Source organism: Cellulomonas sp. NPDC055163 (genome assembly GCF_053607065.1).
This window is the reverse complement of the sequence record NZ_JBSGSU010000006.1, coordinates 86865-106769: the sequence shown is the minus strand read 5'-3', so window position 1 is coordinate 106769 and position 19905 is coordinate 86865. Positions and strand designations below refer to the sequence as shown.

The following is a 19905-nucleotide window of genomic DNA, read 5'->3' as shown; positions in this document are numbered from 1 at the left end:
CGCGACGAGCGGATCCCACGGCGCGGGTGAGCCGAGCACCGGCCGCATTTCCGCACGACCGTGCTGTTATTTTCGGACGATCGTGCTATTTTCGCGGGATGACGACGACCGCCCTGCCCAAGGGACGCCGCACCCGGGACGCCGTGCTCACCCGTGGCGTCGAGCTCGCGTGCCGCGTCGGGCTCGGCGGGCTCACCATCGGCGGGCTGGCCGACGAGGTCGGGATGTCGAAGAGCGGGATGTACGCGCACTTCGGCTCGAAGCAGGCGCTGCAGCTCGCGGTGCTCGACGCGGCCGCCGAGGAGTTCGCGACGACGGTCATCGTCCCCGCGCTGTCGGCGCCCCGCGGCGTCCAGCGGGTCCGCGCGCTCGCCGAGCTGTGGATCCGGTGCGGCCTCGAGCGTCAGCCCGGCGGCTGCCTGTTCGTCAAGGCCAGCACCGAGCTCGACGAGCAGGACGGCCCCGTGCGCGACCGGCTCCGCGAGCAGCACCAGCAGCTCGCGTACAGCATCGCGCGCATGGTCGCGGGCGGGGTCACCGAGGGGCAGCTGCGCCCCGACACCGACACCGAGCAGTTCGCGACCGACCTGCACGGCGTGATGCTCGCGATGTACCACGGCTACCGGCTGCTCTCCGACCCCGCCGCCGAGCGCCACGCCCGCACCGCGATCGACCGCCTGCTCGACGCCGCGCGCGCGGAGCCGGCCCCCGGCACCGCGGCCTCGTCGCCCGAGGGCCGCGACGGGGATGCAGCCGCCGTCGCGGCTCCCGCGGGCACAGCTCCCGCGGTCACGGCCTCCGCATGACCTCCCGCACCGTCCCCACCCGAGAGCAGGCCGCCGCATGAGCGCCGTCGACACGTCCACCCCGACCACCACCCCCAGCCCCGCGCCCACCGTCGGCACCACCCGCGCCACCCGCCGCCGGCTCGCCGCCCGCGCCCGGCTCGCCTACGTCCGCGGCCGGCTGCGCGTGCTCGGCACGGTCGCGCCCCGCCGTGCCGGTGCCGAGGCGTTCGCGCTCTGGTGCACGCTCCCCGGCGGCACCGGGCGCCGCAAGGACTTCCGGCCGCACGCCGGCGAGGTCGTCGAGCTGACCGCGCCGCGCGGCGGCCGGGTCGTCGCCGAGTCGTGGGGCTCCGGCCCGGTCGTCTACCTGGTGCACGGGTGGGGCGGCTGGCGCGGGCAGCTCGGGGCGTTCGTCGCGCCGCTCGTCGACGCCGGCTACCGGGTCGTCGCGTTCGACGCACCGGGCCACGGCGACTCCGACCCGAGCGTGCTCGGCCCCGGGCGCGGGACGCTCGTCGAGGTCATGGAGGCGCTCGAGGTCGTCGGCGCGCACTTCGGTGACTCGGCGGCGATCGTCGCGCACTCGATGGGCACGACCGCCGCCTCGAAGGTGCTGAGCGCGGGGCCGCTGCGCACCGAGCGGCTCGTGCTGATCGCGCCCAACCACGACTTCGCCGAGATCCTCGTCGACTTCGACCGCACGCTCCGGCTCCCCGCCCGCGTGCAGCACCTGCTGCGCACCGCGCTCGAGGACTTCGTCGGGCACGCGCTCAGCGACTTCGACCTCGCACCGCTCGGCGCCGACGGGCAGCTCCCCCAGACCCTCGTCGTGCACGACCGGCACGACAAGGAGACCCCGTTCGCGGTCGGCCACCGCGTCGCCGAGTCCTGGCCGACCGCGACGCTCGTCGCGACCGACGGGCTCGGCCACCAGCGGATCCTGCGGGACGAGGCGACGATCGAACTGATCGTGCGGGACATCGCTGCGCGTCCGTCGCCGACGAGCCCCTCGGCACCGGGCCCGTCGGCCCCGAGCCCGTCGACGCCGAGCCCGTCCGCCCTGAGCACCTCGGCCTGAACCGGCCGCGCATCGCCACCGGAACCGGCGGCGGACCGCAGCCCGACCCCGAGGGTGACCCGCTCGCCGGGCGACCGTCAGCCGAAGTCGAGGATGTCCCCGAGCCAGGACTCCTTCTTCTTCTTGCGGTACGGCTGGTTCCTGGGGTCGCGGCGCGGGTCGTGATCGCCCCGCTGCCGGTCGTCGCGGTACCGGTCGTCCCGGTCGTCCCGGTAACCCTCGCCCGAGGGCCGCGCGTACCCGCCGGAGGGGTACGGGTCGACCGGGTAGGGGGCCGTCGGGTACGGCTGCGCGGGCGGTGCGGACGACGCCGCCGACGGGGTCGCGAGCTCGGCCGCGCGGTCGAGGATCTTGTCCAGCTCACCGCGGTCGAGCCACACCCCACGGCACTGCGGGCAGTAGTCGATCTCGACCCCCTGCCGCTCGGACATCACCAGGTCGGCACCGTCGATCGGGCACTTCATCGTGGGCTCCTCGCTCGGGTGGGCGGCCGCTCCGCCTGCCGTCACGGGGACAACGATCCCGTGGCGCCGATCGTGCCCGCCTCCGCGAGCCGCGCGTGCGCGTGCCTGTCCTGGGCGCGTCGAGGGCCGGCAACCGACGATCCTGCCGGAGGCTCCCGTGCCCACGCGGGTAATTCGAGCGGTGCGCGCGACACCACCCTCGCTACCCTGCCGCGCATGACCGTGACGCAGGCCGTGCTCTCGTTCGCCCTGGTGGCGGGCCTCCTGACGATCGTTCCTGGGCTCGACACGGCGCTCGTGCTCCGCTCCGCGATCAGCCGCGGCCGGGCGCACGCGTTCGCCGCTGGCTCCGGGATCAACGCCGGGTGCTTCGCGTGGGGCGTCGCGGCGGCCGTCGGGGCGTCGGCCCTGCTCGCGGCGTCGCGCACGGCCTACACGGTGCTGACGCTCGCCGGAGCGGCGTACATGGTGGTGCTCGGGGCGCAGCTGCTGTGGTCGAGCCTGCGCCGACGTCCGGCCGTCGCCGCCGCCGAGCCTGGCGGCACCGGGACCCCTCCCGTGCCGCGCGGGTCGGTCCGGCGGGCGTTCCTGATGGGGCTCGGCACGAACCTGCTCAACCCCAAGGTCGGCGTCTTCTACCTCGCGACGATCCCGCAGTTCGTGCCCGACGGGGTCTCGCCGCTGCTCATGGGCGTGCTGCTCGCGGCCGTCCACAACCTGCTCGGCATGGCGTGGTTCACCGCGATCGTCCTCGCGACCGGGTTCGCCTCCCGGTGGTTGTCCGGCGACGCCGTCGGGCGCGTGACGGACCGGGTGACCGGTGCCGTGCTCGTCGCGTTCGGCGTGCGGCTCGCCGCGACGGCCCGGGCGCTGCCGGCGTGAGCGGGGCGACCTCTCCGGGCGACGCGCGCGGGAGCGCCGCGGCGCCGATCGCCCCGGGGCCGGCGACCGTGCTCTTCCTCGGCGACTCGTTCGTCGCCGGTGTGGGCGACCCGACCGGCCTCGGCTGGACGACGCGCCTCGTCGCCGACGCCCGCGCCGGCGGGACCGACCTCACCGCGTACCCGCTCGGGGTGCGCCGCAACACCTCCGCCGACGTGCTGGCCCAGTGGCGGCACGAGACGACCGCGCGGCTCCCCCGCGCCGGGCGCACGGGGCTCGTGGTGTCGTTCGGGGTCAACGACGCGACGGACGGCGACGACGGCCGGCCCCGGGTCGCGCTCGACGACACGGTGGCGAACCTGCGGACGCTGCTGACCGGGGCCGCGTCGGCCGGGCTGGACGTGCTCGTCGTCGGGCCGCCGCCGATCGCGGACGAGCGCGTGAACGCACGGATCACCGAGGTCGACGCCCGGCTGCGCGCCGAGGCCGCGGCGCACGGGGTCACGTTCGTGGAGGTGCTCGGCGGGCTCCGCGGCAACGAGCCGTGGATGCGGGAGGTGCGCGTGGGTGACGCCGCGCATCCCGGCGCCGAGGGCTACGCCGCGCTCGCGGCGCTCGTCCGGCCGGCCTGGCGGACGTGGCTCGCGGGGGTCGTCGCCGCGGCCACGGCGGTCTGACCGACCGCGCCCGCGGCACCCGCGGCACCCGCGGCACGACGACGCCGGTGGTCGACCCGCCCACGCCTGCGACCCGCCCAACGCCTGCGCCCCGCCCTCGCCTGCGATCCGCCGCACCTTCGGGCACCGCCCGCGTCCGTGCGTCCGCGCCGCGTATCTCCCGCTCGCCTGCCCGGTCCTCCCGCGTGACCGCCCGCCCCTGCCCGAGGCGGGAACCCTCCGCAGGACCTCAGAGACGAGGAACACCCCATGAGCGAGTCCGACGAGGCCGTGCCCCCACCCGGGGGCGCGGTCCGCTTCATCTTCGAGTACGACGGCGACGACGTGCGCCTCGTGTCCCAGCAGCGCGTCGACGTCGCCGTCACCGGCTTCGACCTGCACCAGGAGCCGGCGCTGGCGCCCGGCCACTACGTCGAGGTGCGCGACACCGACGGTGCGGCGCTCGCGGCCGTGGCGGTCCGCGGCGAGCTCGGCCGGAGCCTCGAGGTGTTCCCCGAGGAGCACGGCGAGCCCATCACGCGCACCGAGGTGGAGCGTCCGCGCGGCGCGTTCACCGTCGTGCTGCCCGCCGCCGACCGTGCGGCGCAGGTCTCGGTCCTGCGGGTGCCCCCGGCGGCAACCGACCTGGCCGCGGGGGACGAGGGCGCCGCACCCGCGCCGTCCCGGTCCCCCCGGGCGAGCGCGACCGAGCTCGCCACCTTCCCCGTCGAGCTGGGTTGAGGGGGCGGCGACCATGACGACCTCCGACGGCACCGTCCAGGGTGTCACCCAGATCTTCGGCAACCAGCCCCGCGGCCGGGCCTTCAACGTCGTGCTCCTCGCCGAGGGCTTCACGGCCGGCGAGCAGGCGGCGTTCAACACCGCGGCGGCCGCGTTCGTGACGGCGTTCACGGGCACGCCCCCCTTCGACGAGCTGCGTCCGGCGATCAACGTCTTCCGGGTCAACGTCGCCTCCACCGACTCGGGGGCCGACGACCCGGCGTCCGCGGGCGGGACCGGCGCCGTCGTCCGGACGTACTTCGACGCGACGTTCGGCGGGAACGGGATCCGGCGCCTGCTGCTCGTCAACAGCGCCACCGCGCTCACCGTCGCCGCCGCGCAGGTCCCCGAGTTCACGACGGTGCTCGTCGTCGTGAACTCGACCGTCTACGGCGGGGCCGGCGGCTCGGTCGGGACGTACTCGCTCGCGGGCGGCGCGACCGAGATCGCGATCCACGAGATGGGGCACACGGCGTTCGGGCTCGCCGACGAGTACCCGTACTACGCGGGCGGCAACGAGACGGGGCACGACCACCACCCGGCGACCGAGCCGTCCGAGCCGAACGTGACGATCCGCAACACGCGCGCCACGCTCAAGTGGGCGTGGGCGGTCGCCGCGGGGACGGCGATCCCGACGATGTCCAACCCGGACTGCTCGACCGTCGACTCCCGGCCGAGCACCGTCCCCGCCGGCACCGTGGGCGCGTTCGAGGGCGCGCACTACTACCACTGCGGCGCGTACCGGCCGGAGTTCGACTGCAAGATGCGGAACCTGAGCGTGCCGTTCTGCCGGGTCTGCCGCCAGGTCATCTGGAACCGGCTCTGGCCGCTGTCGGTGCTCGACGCGCGTGCGCGCACGCCGATCTCGGTCGTCGCCCGCTACCCCGAGCACCTCGACGTGTTCGCGGTCGCATCGGACGGCCGCACGATGAGCGACTGGTGGGACCAGTCGGTCGGCTGGGCGGGGTGGTTCCACGTGTCCGGCGGGTTCGCCTCGCCGGGCGGCGCCGGGTCGCCCGTCACGTCGATCGCGCGGTACGCCGGGCACCTCGACCTGTTCGTCGTCGGCACCGACAACCGGGTGTGGAGCGCGTGGTGGGACCAGTCGACGGGCTGGTCCGGCTGGTTCCGGATCGGGTCGCTCGTGGCCCGGGCCGGGTCGACGGTGAACGTCGTGAGCCGGTACACCGACCACCTCGACCTGTTCACCACCGCGTCGGACGGTCGCGTCATGTCGACGTGGTGGGACGCCCGCACCGGATGGGCCGCCGACTGGTTCCAGCTCGGGGGCGGCGTCGCGGCGGCCGGTGCCACGGTCACCGCGGTCGCGCGGTACCCGTTCCACCTCGACGTGTTCACCGTCGGCACGGACAACCGCGTGTGGAGCACGTGGTGGGACGAGCGCGTCGGCTGGGCCGGCTGGTTCCAGGTCGGCGGGCAGGTCGCCCGGCCCGACTCCACGGTCACCGTCGTCGCTCGGCACCCCGACCAGCTCGACCTGTTCACGACCGCGTCGAACGGCGCGATCGTCTCGACCTGGTGGAACGCGCGGTCCGGCTGGGGCTCCTGGTTCCAGGTGTCCGGCGGGGTCGCCTCGGCGGGGTCGCCCGTCACGGCGATCGCGCGGTACTCCGACCAGCTCGACCTGTTCGTGATCGGCACGGACAACCGCGTGTACAGCACGTGGTGGAACAACGCGACAGGCTGGGCGGGCTGGTTCAACGTCGCCGGTGGCGTCGGGAAGCCCGGCGGGCAGGTCGCGGCGATCTCGCGCATCGCCGAGCACCTCGACGTGTTCACCGTCGGCACCGACTCCCGCGTGTGGAGCACGTGGTGGGACGGCAGCGGCGGCTGGGCCGGCGGCTGGTTCCAGGTCGCCGTGACCTGAGGGGCGTCGCTCACACCGCTGCGCCGGTCCCGGGGTCGTCGTCCGCGACGGTCCCGGGGCCGGCGTCGTCGTGCGTACCGGGCGGCGGTCCGCTCTCGCGGGCCACGACGGGCGGGGGCGCTCCGGCACCGTGGCGGCCCGCCGCGGCGTCGTCGGCCCCTGCGGCAGGCTCGTCGACGACGACCGCTGCGCTCAGCCGCCGGCCGAGCGCCCCGACGGTCGCGCGCAGCTCGGGCCCGCCCAGCACCCGGATCGGCACCGGCAGGACCGCGAGCTGCTCGGCGTACCAGTACGGGTTGCTCGTGGTCCCCGTCAGGCGCGTCACCGCGTCGTCCACCGCCTCGAGGCGGCCCAGCGCGCGCGGCAGCCGGCGCCGCACGCGGTCGACGGGCTCCTCGATGACGACCTCGGCCGCGTACTCCCAGCCCGTCGCGAGGTGCTCGTCGAGCAGCCCGACGGGATCGAGGTCGTCGGGCGGCGTGAACGTCCCGGGCAGCACCTCGACCGCCCCGACCCGGTCGACCCGGTACGCGCGGACGGCGTCGGCCCGGTGCGCCCGGCACACGAGGTACCAGCGGCCGTGCCGGACCACGACGGCCCACGGGTCCACCTCGGTGTCCCACGCGTTCCCGGCCTCGGACCGGTAGCCGACCCGGACGGGCCGGCGGTCGGCGCACGCGTGCACGAGGGCGCTCGCCGTCGCCGGGTCGGGGCGGGCGGCGGCGCGGTCGGGCGCGGCCGCGGCGGTCCGGCGCACGGCCGTGGCCTGCGCGGCGACGGGTCCGGGCAGGGCGCGCAGGATCCGGTCGAGCGCCCGGCCCACGGGGTCGGCCGGGTCGTCGGCGTCGTGGTGGCCGTCGAGCACCGCCATGACGAGGGCGAGCGCCTCGGCGTCCGTGAACCGCAGCGGCGCGGCGCGCAGCCCCCGGCCGACGCGGTAGCCGCCGTAGGGGCCGCGGACCGACTCGACGGGGATGCCGGCCTCACGCAGGATCGCGACGTAGCGGCGGGCGGCGCGCTCGCTCACGCCGAGCCGGGCCGCGAGGCCGTCGGCGGTCAGCCCGGGAGCGTCCTGCAGCAGCTCGAGAGTGAGCAGCGCGCGTGCCGTGGGGCTGTCGTCGGCCGTCATGGAACTGCTCTCCGATCCGGAAGCCGATCGTCCGGAACCGACCCTAGCGTCGCTCCCGTGGCACCGGCAGCGGCCTCACCGCACGATGTCCAAAGCGCCCACCGCTCACCGCGCACCGCTCACCGAGGAGACGCCCGTGACCGACACCGACGACCTGCTGCACGTCGAGGAGCCGTCGATGACGGCCGGCGAGGTCGAGATGCTGCTGTTCGCCCTCGACCGCTCCCGCGCGACGTTCGCGTGGAAGACCGGCGGGCTCGACGCCGAGGCGCTGAACCGCCGCCAGCCGCCCTCGACGATGACCCTCGGCGGGCTGCTCAAGCACCTCGCCCTGGTCGAGGACAAGTACACGGTGCTCGACGTGACGGGCCGACCCAGCCCGCACGGCCAGGGCGTGCAGCGCCTCGGACCGCCGTGGGACACCGCCGACCCCGACGACCCGGAGTGGGCCTGGACCTCCGCGGCGGACGACTCCCCGGAGGCGCTGTACGCGCTGTGGCGCGGCGCGGTCGCCCGGTCCCGTGCGGCGTGGGCGGCGACCCTCGCGGACGGCGGGCTCGGCCAGCACACCCGCTCGCCGATGTGGGACGGCGACGGCCCGAACCTGCGCCGTGTGCTCGTCGACCTGCACGACGAGTACGCCCGGCACACCGGGCACGCGGACCTGCTGCGCGAGGCGGTCGACGGGCTCGTCGGCGAGGACCCGCCGCAGCACGGCTGAGCGGCGCGGGCGGTGCGGCGGACGGTCGGGATCCCCCGCGCCGGGGCCGGCGGGTTCGGGTGCGCCGCGCCGAGCCCGGCGGGTTCGGGTGCGCTGCGTCGAGCCCGGCGGGTTCGGGTGCGCCGCGCCGAGCCCGGCGGGTTCGGGTGCGCTGCGTCGGCTCCCGGAGGTTCGCGGTGGGCTGCGCCGGGCCCGGGCGGGTTCGGCGTGCCCGGCTCAGCCGTCGCGCAGCGACAGCCCCTCGGCTGCGAGCGCCTCGCGCAGCAGCCGCGCCGCCTTGGGGCCCACGCCGTGCAGCGCCAGGAGCTCCGCCTCGCTGAGCCGGCTGACGTCCTCGAGAGTCGTGACGCCGACGTGCGCGAGGGCGCCCAGCGCGGGGCGTCCGATCCTCGGGGTGAGGGGCACGCCGCCCGACGCGGCGCCGTCCGTGGTGCTCATGGGCTCGCCTCCGCGGGGGCGGTGGCCGCACCGGGTCGGGTCCGGCCGGTCTGGGGTACGTGCGCGTCCCGTCGGGTCGAGACGGTCACGGTGAACTTCGGGTCGCGTGCGACCTGGCGCGTCGGGCCGACGACGTTCTCGAGCGCCGAGCGGTAGCGCAGGTGCGAGTTCCACACCGCCCACAGCTCGCCGCCCGGCCGCAGCACCCGCGCGGCGTCGGCGAACAGGGCCCGGGCGACGCCGTCGTGCACCGCGGCGCCCACGTGGAACGGCGGGTTGAGCAGCACGAGGTCGACGGACGCGTCGGGCAGCGCGCCGGCGGCGTCGGCGCGCACCACGGTGACCCGGTCCGCGACCCCGTTGGCCTCGACGGTCGCACGCGCCGACGCCACGGCCGCCGCGGACTCGTCGGTCGCCGTGATGTTCGCTCCCGTGCGGAGCCGGGCCAGCGCCACGGCGAGCACGCCGGTGCCGCACCCGAGGTCGACCGCGGCGCCGGTCGCGACCGGCACCTCGTCGAGGTGCGCGAGCAGCGCGCGGGTCCCGATGTCGACGCTCGTGCCCGCGAAGGCACCGCCGTGCGCGCACACCGTGATCCCGAGGTCGGGGTGCTCGGTGCGCTCGGGCCAGCGGCGGTGCGGGCGCTCGCCCGCCGGACGCGGTCGCGAGGCGACGAGGACGCGCGACTTCTGCCGCGCGAGCCGCGCCTCGACGGTGACCAGGTGCCGCCCGAGCACGTCGTTCATCGCGGTCGTCATGTGCTTGAGGCGACCGCCCGCGACGACGACGACCGCCGGGTCGGCGTGCTCGGCGACGAGCGCGGCGACCTCGTCGAGCGCGTCGAGCGAGCGCGGGAGCTGGAGCAGCACGAGCCGGGCGCCCGCGACCAGCGCCGGGCCGAGCTCGTGGGTCGTGAACCCGCCGAGACCCAGCCGCTCGGCGTTGGCGTGGAGGGCTCGCTCGCCCGTGAGCCGGTCCTGGTGCGTGCGGATGCTCGTGACCCCGTGCCGCGCTACCGCGCCGAGGGTCAGCGCTCCGTAGCGGTCCCCGATCACGACGACGCTGCCGTCAGCCGCGTCCGCGAGCGCCGCGAGGACCGGCGCCGCCTCGTCGAGCACGAGCCGGTCGGTCGCGTCGACCGCGTGCAGGTTCGGCGCCTCCAGGTCGGGGTACCGCAGGAGGTCGTCGAGGACGTCGCTCATCGCGCGCGCCGGGCTCGGGTCACCGGGCGAGGCTAACAACCGCCCGACCGACGAGTTTCGACGCCGCCCGTGGTCTGCTGCAGCGTGACCACGACGACCTCCCCCACCTGGGACCTCATCCACGCCGAGCGCGCCGCCCTCGCCGACGACCTGCGCGACCTCGACGACGCCCGCTGGGCGACCCCGTCGCTGTGCGCGGGGCTGAACGTGCGCGAGGTGCTCGCGCACCTGACGGCCGCCGCGAGCCTGACGGGCCTCCGGTGGTTCGCCGGGGTGGTCCGCTGCCGCTTCGACTTCGACGCGCAGGTCGCGATGCGCCTCGGCGAGCAGCTCGGGGACTCGCCCGCGGAGACGTTCGCGCGGTTCGAGCGCGTCGTCACGAGCCAGACGACGCCGCCGCTCCCCCGGCTCGCGATCCTGGGCGAGGCGGTCGTCCACGGCGAGGACATCCGGCGTCCCCTCGGGATCGCGCGGGCGTACCCCACGGAGGTCCTCGACGCCGTGGCGCGGTACTACGCGGGTACCGACCAGGTCGTGGTCGCGCGGCGCCGCGTGCGCGGGCTGCGGCTCGTCGCCACGGACGGTGGCTTCACGGCGGGCGCGGGGCCGGAGGTCACGGGGACGACGCTCGCGCTCGTCATGGCGATGACCGGCCGCTCGGCGTACTGCGACGAGCTCACCGGTCCGGGCGTCACGACGCTGCGCGCTCGATGCTGACGGCGCCGACGACACCGTGACGGGGACGGTTGCCGGCGCCGTCGGGACCCCGTGGGCGCGGCCGACCGTCACGGCGGCGCCCCGTCACCCGTCCGGGACGGGCCTTCCGGGTGACGGGGCCGCGCACGTCAGGACGCGTCGTACGCGACCGCGACGTCGAGCACCCAGACCACCCCGAACGGGTCGCGCAGCATCCCGTAGAGCGGTGCCCAGCCGGCCGGGGCGAGCGGCACGACCACCGTGGAGCGCGCGCTGAGCCGGTCCCACAGTCCGCTGATCTCGTCGGCGGACGCGCCACGCACCGCGACGAAGAAGGGGTCCTCCCCCGGCGACCACGGCCGCGCGGACGGGACGTCGTAGGCCATGACGTGGAAGCCGCCGGGCGAGACGACCTGGCCCCACATGACCTGGTCGGCCTCGGCGGGGTCCTGGGCGGCGTGCGCGTCGCCGTAGGTGACGACGGTGAGCTCGCCGCCGAAGACGTCGCGGTAGAGCTCGAGCGCGGCGCGGGCGTCGCCGCGCAGGTTGATGTGGGTCGTGGTGGTGATCGACATTCCGGCTCCTGGTGGTGCGGTCGTGGTGCGGCACCCGGTGCGGGCGGCGCAGGCACACGATCGCAAGGCTTCCGGACAGGATCAGTCCGGATAGCGCGGCAGACTGGGTCCCGTGCCCACGACGTCCTCGCGCCTGCTCTCGCTCCTGTCGCTGCTGCAGACCCGCCGCGACTGGCCCGCGGCGACCCTCGCGGACCGCCTCGACGTCACCGACCGGACGGTGCGGCGCGACGTCGACCGGCTGCGGGAGCTCGGCTACCCGATCACGAGCACGCGGGGCCGCGAGGGCGGCTACCGGCTCGACGCCGGGGCGTCGCTGCCGCCGCTGCTGTTCGACGACGAGCAGGCCGTCGCGCTCGCCGTCGCGCTGCAGACCGCTGCGGCGTCCGGTGCGGGCGTCGAGGAGGCGGCGGGCCGCGCGCTGCGGACCGTCCGGCAGCTGCTGCCCGTGCGGCTGCGGCACCGGGTGGACGCGCTGCACGTGCACGCGTCGGCACCCGTCCACGTCGAGCCGGTCGACCCGGCCGTCCTCTCCGCCGTCAGCGCCGCGATCGGCGCGCGCGAGGTCCTGCGCCTCGACCACCGCGCGCCCGGTGCGCCCGCCGACGCCGAGCCCGGCCCGCCCCGCCGGGTCGAGCCGCACCACCTCGTCGCGCGGGCGGGCCGCTGGTACCTCGTCGCGTGGGACCTCGACCGGGACGACTGGCGGACGTTCCGCGTCGACCGCCTGACCCCGCGCGGCCCGGGCGGTGCGCGGTTCACGCCACGCGAGGTGCCCGGTGGGGACCTCGACCGGTTCCTCGCCCACCGGTTCCGCGGGCTGCCGGACCCCGGCCCGGCGGTCGGGCGACGGGGCGGTGCCGCCGGGGACGCGGGTGCCGCGGGCCACGGGGCGGAGGGCGCTGCCGGACGAGGCGGTGCGGCGGCGAGCGGCACGGGTGCGGGGTGGCCGTGCCGGGGCGAGGTCGTCGTGCACGCGCCCGCCACGGAGGTCGCGCCCTACGCCGCCGACGGCGTCGTGCAGGAACTCGGCCCGGGTCGCTGCCGAGTGGTGCTCGGCGCGTGGTCGTGGGTCGGGCTCGCGGCGTCGCTGGCGCGGTTCGACGCGGACGTCGACGTGGTCGGTCCGCCCGCGCTCACGGAGGCGTTCGGGCAGCTCGCGGAGCGTTTCGCGCGGACGGCCGGGGGCACGGCGCGCGAGGCATGAGCACCACATCCACGCCTCGGGTGCGCCGGCCGCCTCAGTCGGCGCCGCCGCCGTCCGCGCTCGTCGCCGCCCGGTCGCCCGGTCGCACGCCCGCCAGCTCCGCGGCCAGCACGCTCGCACGCGCGATCACGTCGAGCTGCGCGCCGTTGTAGAGCTCGGTGACGGTCTCGAGGAACGTCTCCTGCGTGACGCGCGGCCCCTTCGACAGGTGCTCGTCGGGGTGCATCAGCCACGGGTAGTCGGTGAGGTTGCGGGCGATCTCCGGGGCGAGGGCCTCGGCGATCCGCTGGCGCGTGGCGTCGTCCGCGTCGGGCGGCAGCGTGTCGAGCTCGGCGCCCACACCGTCGCCGGGCTCGGACTCGACCATCTGCTTGAGGTCGGCCATCGCCGACTCGTCGTAGAGCTGCTCGTAGACGAGCATCAGGGACCGTTCCGTGCCGGTGAGCCGCCCGGCGACGTCCTCGAAGCCGGCGGGGACGTCGGTCGTGGTCGAGCCCTCGAGGATCGCGCGGATCTCGGCGCGCGCCCGCTGCAGCCGCTCGATGCTCTCGGCCAGACCGGCGTCGATCGCGAGCAGCGCCTGCGCGGGGCTGCCGCCGGCGGAGCCGACCGCCTCGATCTGCGTCAGGGGGACGCCGAGGTCGCGCAGGCGCCGGATCTGCAGGAGCCGCACGAGGTGCCGCGCGCCGTACTGCTTGTACCCGTTGGACCTCCGCTCTGGCTCGTCGAGCAGGCCGGAGCGGTGGTAGTGCCGGACCGTGTTCACGGTCGTGCCCGCGAGCTCGGCCACCTCGCGCGTGCTCCACGCCATCGTCGCTCCCTCGTCCGGCCACGGCGGGAGCGTCCCGTCCGCGATGCCGGACCCATTCAAGACCGTGTTCCCGGAACAGGGTCAACGGGCGGGCGCGCGGTGCGGGACCGGCGCGGACGGCACTTGACCCTGTGGTGGGAACACGGTCTGGACTGCGGTCCTCACCCGCTCAGGGCGTCCGACCAGCGCGACGCCCGCCACCGGAGAAGAGCCGACATGGACCACCCGTACCCCTGGCTGCAGGATCTCATCGACCAGGTTCCCGACCTCGTCCAGCCGCTGATCGTCGCCGGCGCCGCCGCCGTCCCCTATGTGGAGGGCGAGGGCGCGGCGGTGCTCGGCATCCTCGCCGGGATCGACCCGGTCGTCGCCGGCCTCGCCGCCGCGGCGGGGAACATCCTGTGCGTCGTCGCCGTCGTCCTCCTCGGGTCACGGATCCGGGGCACGGTCGGCGCACGCCGTGCGGCGCGGGCAGGACGGACCGACGGGACGCCGTCGTCCGCCGCTCCCCTCCGCGGATCGGCTCTCGCGCCCTCGACCGCCGTCGCCGAAGCACCCGCCGTGACCAGGGTCGACGCATCGGCGGACGACCCCGCGTCGGGCCGGAGCCACCGGTCGAAGGGCCACGCCCGGCTCCGTCGCTGGATGGTGAGGTTCGGCGTCCCCGGCGCCAGCCTGCTCGCGCCGATCGCGCTGCCCACGATGCTGACCGCGGCGTTCTTCGTCGCGTCGGGGGTCCGCAAGGAGTGGGTCATCCTCTGGCAGGTCGTCGCGATCGTGCTGTGGACGGGTCTCGTGGTGGTCGCCGCCACGGGCCTCGTCGCGGCGCTCGGGTGGTGACGGTCGCGACGGCGCACCGCGCCCGACGACGGCAGGGCAGGTGCGCCTCTCGTGCGCCGCACCTGCCCTGCCGTGCCGAGCCCGGGCCCGACCTCGCGCGGTCAGCGCCGGGTCGTCACCGTGGACGTCGTCGTCGCCGAGCCGTCCTCGCTCGTGACGGTGACGCGCGCCGTCGGGTCGCGGCGCGTCGGCTGCTGGATCTCGACGGTCGCGTACGGGTCGGCGGCGACGGCCGTGACCGTCGCGACCCCCCGGACGCCGCGCACGGTGTACTCCGTGACGGCCGGGTCGAAGCCCGGGACGGCGGTGCCGTCGACCGCGAGCGCGCTGAGCGTCGCGTCCGACCCGACGCCCGGTGCGTGCGCGAGCACCTCGACCTCGCTGACCGTCATGTGCTGCGACGGGCGCGCGGCGAGGACGACCCGGACCGCGTCGGTGTCGACGGGCGGGACCGGGACGGTGGCGACGGGGGCGGTCGGGGTGCCCGTGGGCACGGTGACCGGGTCCCCGGCGTCGACCCACGTGCCGTCGGCCGTGCGGGTCTGCACGGTGACGGTCTGCGCCCAGCTGTCGCCGCCGTCGCGGTAGAAGTGCACCGCGACCCCGGAGACCGTGCGGCTCGCCGGGAGGGTCACCGTGAGGGTGTCGGACGCGTTGGCCCGGCCCGACTGCCAGTTGGACCACGCCTTGTCGGTGAGGTCGCCGTTCACGATCCCCGCCGCGGAGTACCCGGGCTCGGTGAACGTCGCCGTGGCGAGCGTGCCGGGGGTGAGCGCGGCGTTGGCCGCACCCGGCTCGGTGACCTGGACCCGGACGGTCGCCGGCAGGGTGGCGCCGTCGCCGGCGTCGGCCGTGCCGGTGAGCTCGACGGTGCCGACCGCGCCGAACACGGCGCCGTCGACGTCCCACGTGACGGGGCGCTCGACGTGCGCGCCGGTCGTCCGGCCGACCGCCGTGACCGTCGCGGGCAGCTCGGGGACGCCACCCACGTACGTCCTGGCGCGGGCGGGCTCGGTGCGGACGAGCGTGTCGACCGTGACGACGACCTCGGCGCGGTGCGTGCCGCCGAGCGCGTCGGTCGCGGTGCCCTTCACCGTGACCGTGCCGGCGCGGTCCCAGCGCTGGTACGGCGGGAGCTTCCACGTCACCGGGAGCGTGCCGCGTGCGCCGTCGCGGAACACCGGGACGACGGTCGCGGGCAGCTCCGGTGCGGTGCCCGGCGTGGTGAACGCCGTAGCCTGCTGCACGTCGAGGACCGTCTCGTCGACGACCCGCCAGAGCTGGTTGGCCCCCGAGTTCGGCAGCCAGGTCGAGACCGGGGAGCCGTCCGTGGTGGCCTGGCCGGGGACCTCGAGGTTGCGACCCGTCGCGACGTTGACCAGCGTGAACGTGCCGTTCCCGGTCGTCGAGAGGATCCAGCGCGCGGCGTCGTCGAGCTCGCCGGAGCCCGGGACCAGCGCGACCGCGCCGTCGACCACGGCGAGGCGCCGCCCGTCGGCCGCGGACGTGACCGTGTACTGCGCGCGGTTCGTGCCGCTGGTCCGCGGGTTCTGGCCCGTGCCGCCCGTTCCGTCGTCGACCTGCGTGAGGGTCCAGAGCTGGTCGGGCGCGGCGGCGTCGGTCGTGCGGATCACCGCACCGGTCGCGTCGTCGCCCGCCGTCGCCAGCGAGAGCCCGCTCTGCACGCCCTGGAGCCGGTAGGCGTGCCCGTCCTGCACGAGCGCCGCGTCGTCGGCGACCCCGCGCACGCCGTCGACCACGAACGTCGTGACCGACTGCGCCGGGACCTCCAGCGTCGCCCGCGCGTCCTGCACGCGGACCGGGTCGCCCTCGACGAGCGCCCCCTGCGCGCTCGTCACCACGGGCGTGACCGTCGCGCGCTTGGAGACCGTGCCGAACGCGGAGAGGTCGAGCGTGACCGTGCGGGCCTCGGTCGTGTCGTTGAGGTGCACGACCGTCGCGCCCTCGTCGTCGACGGCCGCGACGCTCGCCGGGTCGTCGACCGCGACGAGGCGGTCACCGGGCTCGATGAAGTGCGTGAAGTTCCGGACCGTGTCGAACTTCGTGTTCGTGTAGATGGGGCACGTCTCGAGGGTGTCCTCGGCGGTGCAGTCGAACGGGAGCTGGATGCTGCCCCAGTTCGCGCCCGCCGCGCTCTCGCCGCCCGGCTTCATGTTGTCGTAGTCCTCGACGGGCTGCCAGAACACCCACGCCGTCGGCTCGAGCTCGCGCAGGTCGTCGACGATCCGGTCGGCCATCCCCAACCCGGGGACCATCGACTCGAAGTCCTGGCCGTTGCCCCACGAGCCCTCGACCTCGCTCATCCACAGCGGCTTGTCCTCCGCCTTGGCGATGTCCCGGACCGTGGTGCGCTGGCCCGTGCCGTAGGTGTGGACGTTGAGCTGCGCGACGAGGTCCCGCACCTCGGGGGTGTACGCGTTCCAGTTCGTCGCGAACGTGCCGGGGTTCGTCTCGTCCATGGCGGAGACCGCCGCGTCGGTGCTCGACCCCTCGAGGGCCTCGGCGAGCGCGGTGAGGATCTCCTGCTGGCGCTGCGGGCCGACGTGCGCGCCCTCCTGCCGCCCGCCCGTCGGGTTCCCGTCGGGGCCGAGCGTGGTCCGCCAGTAGCTCGTGTTCGGCTCGTTGAGCGGGTCGACCGTGTCGACGGTGATGCCGTGCGCGTCCTCGAGCCGCTCGGTCACGCCGACCACGTACTGCGCGAAGTCGGTGACCCGGTCGGCGCGGACCTGCTCGGCGCTCGCGTCGAACCCGCCCGAGACGTACCCGCTCACGGTCTGGAACCAGGGCGGGGAGTTGCTGAACGTCTCCCAGTGCGTGATGTCGTCCTTGATCCGGTCGACCCACCACCGCTGCGTGCGGTCCGCGTCCTCGTTCCAGTCGGCCGGGTCGTCGGCGCTCCACCAGTCGGTGTCGGTGCGCGTCGTGCCCTCGGGAGCGGCCCACCAGCCCTCGACCGCGCCGCCGGGGCGCAGGTAGTCGGGGACGTCGGGGGCGTTGCCGCCGCCGATGTTGTAGCGCGCGATGTTGAGGTTGAGGCCCTCGTCGCCGAACACGAGGTCGGCGAGCGCGTCCCGCACCTCGTCGGGGTAGTCGCCGGTGGCGTCGGCGAACCACACGAGGCTCGTCCCCCAGCCCTCGAACGGTGCGCCCCGGTAGGTCGGGTCGGGCCGGACGGTGACCCCGGGCGTGCCCGGTGCCGGTGCTGCGGGTGCCGGTGCTGCGGGTGCCGCAGCCGGTGGTGCGGCGGCCGCGGGTGCGGTGCCGGCCAGGCCGGCCACCACGGCGGCGGCCCCGAGGGCCGCGACGGCCCCCCGGGCGCGTGCGTGCGTGCTCGTCATCGAACAGCTCTCCTTCGTCTCGTACGTCGTCGTACGCCGTCGGCGCGGAGGCCGTGCGCGCGGCGCGGCGGACCCTTCCCGGCCCGCCGCGACCCGCTGCCCCCTGCCGTGCCCTACCGCGTCGCGCGCCTCAGCACCGCGACACCTCGCGGACCCAGCACCAGCGGGCCCGCCTCCCCCTGCTCCCCCTGCCCCCTCTCGCCCAGCAGAACTCCCCCGTCGACCGCGACCTCGACGGTCTCGGCGGTCCGGTTGACCAGGAACCAGAACTCGTCGCCGTCCGTGGCGCGCACCGTGAGCTCGATGCGCCCGCGGACCTCCTCGGGCAGCTCGCTCGTGACGCCCGCGCCGTCGAGCACCGCGGCCAGCACCGGGCGCAGGCCGTCGACCCCGAGCCGCGTCGAGACGTACGTCGCGGACCCGCCGGACCCGCTGCGCGCGCCGGACCCGCCGGCCGCCCGTCCGCCGTCCGCCGCATCCCCGGCGCCCCCGGCGCCCGCACGGGCCGCGATCCCGGCGCGTCGCCGCGTCACCGCCGCGCGCCCGTCGAGGTCGCCCCCGGCGTACCGCGCGAGCACCTCGACCGCGTCGTCCGTCACGTCGACCCGCTCGCTCCAGAGCGTCCCCACGGTGCCGTCGTCGAGCGTCACGGTCTCGTCGTCGAGCAGCGGCTCGAGCTCCTCGACGCGGATGCCGAGCACACCCCGCAGCGGGCCGGGGTAGCCGCCGAGCCAGGCGTGGTCGTGCTCGTCGACGACCCCCGAGAAGTACGTGGTCACGAGGTGCCCGCCGCCGTCCACGTACGCGGTGAGCTCGTCGGCGAGCGCCTGCGCCACGACGTGCAGCACGGGCGCGACCACCACGTCGTACCCGGTCAGCGGGGTGCCGGTCGGGACCACGTCGGCGCGGACCCCCGCCGCGAGCAGCGCGGAGTACCAGTCGAGCGCCTCGGCCCGGTAGCGCAGGCGGTCGGACGGGTGCGAGTCCTGCTCGCTCGCCCACCACGACGTCCAGTCGAACAGCACCGCGACACGCGCGGGGTGCCGGTGCGCGCCGGCGACGGGCGCGAGGTCCCGAAGCTCGCCGCCGAGCCGCACGACCTCCCGGAACACGTCGCTGTCGCGTCCCGCGTGCGGCACCATCCCGGAGTGGAACTTCTCGGCGCCGGCCGAGGACTGCCGCCACTGGAAGAAGCACACCGCGTCGGCCCCGTGGGCGACGTGCGTGAGCGAGTCCCGCAGGAGCGCGCCGGGCTTCTTCGCGACGTTGACCGGCTGCCAGTTGACCGCGCTCGTCGCGTGCTCCATGAGGAACCACGGGCGCCCGCCCGCGAGGTTGCCCGTGAGGTTCGCCGAGAACGACAGCTCGTCGTGCGACTGCGGCCCGGGGTGCGTGTAGTGGTCGTTCGAGACGAAGTCGACCTCGGGGGCCCACTCCGCGTAGTTCATGCCCTTCGTCTCGCCCATGACCATGAAGTTCGTGGTCACCGGGACGCCCGGGGTGATCCGGCGCAGCACCTCGCGCTCGGCCCGCAGGTGGTCGCGCAGCGCGTCCGACGAGAAGCGCTTGAAGTCGAGCTGCTGCGTCGGGTTCGGGTGCGACGCGGCGAGGCGCGGCGGCAGCACCTCGTCGAACGCGCCGTACCGCTGCGACCAGAACGCGGTGCCCCACGCGTCGTTGAGCGCGTCGACCGTGCCGTACCGGGCCTCGAGCCACGTGCGGAACGCCCGCGCCGCGTCGTCGGAGTAGTCGTAGACGTTGTGGCAGCCGAGCTCGTTGTTCACGTGCCACGCGACGAGCGCCGGGTGGTCCGCGTACCGCGTCGCGACGGCCTCGACGAGCCGCAGCGCGTGCTCGCGGAACACCGGGGACGTGGGCCGCCAGTGCTGACGCGCACCGGGCCACAGCGTCTCGCCCGTGCGGGTCACCGGCAGCACCTCGGGGTGCGCGGTCGTGAGCCACGGCGGCGGGGACGCGGTCGCGGTCGCGAGGTCGACACCGATGCCGGTCCGGTGCAGCAGGTCCATCGCGTCGTCGAGCCACGCCCAGTCCCACGTGCCCGCGGACGGCTGGATGCGGGCCCACGAGAAGATCGCGAGCGACACGACGTTGACGCCGGCCTCACGCATGAGCGCGACGTCCTCGTCCCACACCTCGCGCGGCCACTGGTCCGGGTTGTAGTCGGCGCCGTACGCCAGGGGGTTCCCGGCGGTCTCGGGCCAGCGCAGCCAGGTCCGGGCGCTGTCGGGGCGGGGCATGGGGGTCTCCTCGGGGCAGGGTCGAGCGAGGTGGGGCGGGGTCGGGGGTCGTGCGGCGCGCCGGGGCGGCGGGGCAGCGGCCGCGCGTGGGGTGCACCGCGCGGGACGCGAGGACGTCGGGCCGTGCCCGTCG

At 75.8% G+C, this 19905-nt stretch carries 18 protein-coding genes; 10 read left to right on the top strand and 8 right to left on the bottom strand.

Features of this window, described 5'->3' with window-relative positions:
• Window positions 1-98 precede the first annotated feature (98 nt).
• Window positions 99-806 (top strand): TetR/AcrR family transcriptional regulator, encoded by a 708-nt coding sequence (locus tag ACWFNE_RS13005; protein WP_452122853.1) that lies wholly within the window; start codon window positions 99-101, stop codon window positions 804-806.
• Window positions 807-843: 37 nt separating this feature from the next.
• Window positions 844-1866 (top strand): alpha/beta fold hydrolase, encoded by a 1023-nt coding sequence (locus tag ACWFNE_RS13000; RefSeq protein ID WP_452122852.1) that lies wholly within the window; start codon window positions 844-846, stop codon window positions 1864-1866.
• A 77-nt stretch (window positions 1867-1943) separates the two neighbouring features.
• Here the strand turns inward: ACWFNE_RS13000 and ACWFNE_RS12995 are convergent, their stop codons facing one another.
• On the bottom strand, window positions 1944-2330 hold the full coding sequence (locus tag ACWFNE_RS12995) for a TFIIB-type zinc ribbon-containing protein (protein WP_452123119.1): 387 nt from the start codon (window positions 2328-2330) through the stop codon (window positions 1944-1946).
• A gap of 216 nt (window positions 2331-2546) precedes the next feature.
• On the opposite strand from ACWFNE_RS12995, the gene ACWFNE_RS12990 reads away from it, so the two are divergent.
• The 4 genes from ACWFNE_RS12990 to ACWFNE_RS12975 all read left to right on the top strand — a co-directional run bounded on the left by ACWFNE_RS12990 (window position 2547) and on the right by ACWFNE_RS12975 (window position 6536).
• Window positions 2547-3212: a LysE family translocator gene (locus ACWFNE_RS12990; protein WP_452122851.1), complete on the top strand. Its 666-nt coding sequence runs from the start codon at window positions 2547-2549 to the stop codon at window positions 3210-3212.
• Window positions 3209-3889, top strand: coding sequence for a DUF459 domain-containing protein (locus ACWFNE_RS12985; protein WP_452122850.1), 681 nt, complete (start codon window positions 3209-3211; stop codon window positions 3887-3889). The genes ACWFNE_RS12990 and ACWFNE_RS12985 overlap by 4 nt, the downstream gene beginning before the upstream one ends.
• Before the next feature lie 249 nt (window positions 3890-4138).
• The gene (locus ACWFNE_RS12980) at window positions 4139-4609 is read left to right on the top strand and encodes a hypothetical protein (RefSeq protein WP_452122849.1); all 471 of its coding nucleotides are present in this window, start codon (window positions 4139-4141) and stop codon (window positions 4607-4609) included.
• A 13-nt stretch (window positions 4610-4622) separates the two neighbouring features.
• Window positions 4623-6536 (top strand): M64 family metallopeptidase, encoded by a 1914-nt coding sequence (locus ACWFNE_RS12975; protein WP_452122848.1) that lies wholly within the window; start codon window positions 4623-4625, stop codon window positions 6534-6536.
• A gap of 10 nt (window positions 6537-6546) precedes the next feature.
• Here ACWFNE_RS12975 and ACWFNE_RS12970 read toward each other — a convergent pair whose 3' ends face one another.
• Complete coding sequence (locus tag ACWFNE_RS12970) at window positions 6547-7665, bottom strand: helix-turn-helix transcriptional regulator (protein ID WP_452122847.1); 1119 nt, start codon at window positions 7663-7665, stop codon at window positions 6547-6549.
• 136 nt (window positions 7666-7801) lie between these two features.
• Here ACWFNE_RS12970 and ACWFNE_RS12965 point away from each other — a divergent pair, with 136 nt between their 5' ends.
• Window positions 7802-8386, top strand: a complete 585-nt coding sequence (locus ACWFNE_RS12965; RefSeq protein WP_452122846.1) for a mycothiol transferase — start codon at window positions 7802-7804, stop codon at window positions 8384-8386.
• Between the two features lie 216 nt (window positions 8387-8602).
• Here ACWFNE_RS12965 and ACWFNE_RS12960 read toward each other — a convergent pair whose 3' ends face one another.
• On the bottom strand, window positions 8603-8824 hold the full coding sequence (locus ACWFNE_RS12960) for a helix-hairpin-helix domain-containing protein (protein WP_452122845.1): 222 nt from the start codon (window positions 8822-8824) through the stop codon (window positions 8603-8605).
• A complete protein-coding gene (locus ACWFNE_RS12955; protein ID WP_452122844.1) occupies window positions 8821-10026 on the bottom strand; it encodes a class I SAM-dependent methyltransferase in 1206 nt (401 codons plus the stop codon). The genes ACWFNE_RS12960 and ACWFNE_RS12955 overlap by 4 nt, the downstream gene beginning before the upstream one ends.
• Window positions 10027-10110: 84 nt before the next feature.
• Here ACWFNE_RS12955 and ACWFNE_RS12950 point away from each other — a divergent pair, with 84 nt between their 5' ends.
• Window positions 10111-10743 carry a maleylpyruvate isomerase family mycothiol-dependent enzyme gene (locus ACWFNE_RS12950; protein ID WP_452122843.1) on the top strand — a complete coding sequence of 211 codons (633 nt, stop codon included), beginning with the start codon at window positions 10111-10113 and terminating at the stop codon, window positions 10741-10743.
• A 128-nt stretch (window positions 10744-10871) separates the two neighbouring features.
• Here the strand turns inward: ACWFNE_RS12950 and ACWFNE_RS12945 are convergent, their stop codons facing one another.
• Window positions 10872-11297 carry a VOC family protein gene (locus tag ACWFNE_RS12945; protein WP_452122842.1) on the bottom strand — a complete coding sequence of 142 codons (426 nt, stop codon included), beginning with the start codon at window positions 11295-11297 and terminating at the stop codon, window positions 10872-10874.
• A gap of 112 nt (window positions 11298-11409) precedes the next feature.
• Here ACWFNE_RS12945 and ACWFNE_RS12940 point away from each other — a divergent pair, with 112 nt between their 5' ends.
• The gene (locus ACWFNE_RS12940; RefSeq protein WP_452122841.1) at window positions 11410-12504 is read left to right on the top strand and encodes a helix-turn-helix transcriptional regulator; all 1095 of its coding nucleotides are present in this window, start codon (window positions 11410-11412) and stop codon (window positions 12502-12504) included.
• 34 nt (window positions 12505-12538) lie between these two features.
• Here the strand turns inward: ACWFNE_RS12940 and ACWFNE_RS12935 are convergent, their stop codons facing one another.
• Window positions 12539-13315 carry a MerR family transcriptional regulator gene (locus ACWFNE_RS12935; protein ID WP_452122840.1) on the bottom strand — a complete coding sequence of 259 codons (777 nt, stop codon included), beginning with the start codon at window positions 13313-13315 and terminating at the stop codon, window positions 12539-12541.
• Between the two features lie 216 nt (window positions 13316-13531).
• Here ACWFNE_RS12935 and ACWFNE_RS12930 point away from each other — a divergent pair, with 216 nt between their 5' ends.
• A complete protein-coding gene (locus tag ACWFNE_RS12930) occupies window positions 13532-14155 on the top strand; it encodes a small multidrug efflux protein (protein WP_452122839.1) in 624 nt (207 codons plus the stop codon).
• Window positions 14156-14256: 101 nt separating this feature from the next.
• On the opposite strand, the gene ACWFNE_RS12925 is transcribed toward ACWFNE_RS12930, so the two are convergent.
• Entirely contained in the window at window positions 14257-17514 is a 3258-nt protein-coding gene (locus ACWFNE_RS12925; RefSeq protein ID WP_452122838.1) for an RICIN domain-containing protein, read from the bottom strand.
• Between the two features lie 113 nt (window positions 17515-17627).
• Window positions 17628-19772: a beta-galactosidase gene (locus ACWFNE_RS12920; protein WP_452122837.1), complete on the bottom strand. Its 2145-nt coding sequence runs from the start codon at window positions 19770-19772 to the stop codon at window positions 17628-17630.
• Window positions 19773-19905: the final 133 nt, after the last annotated feature.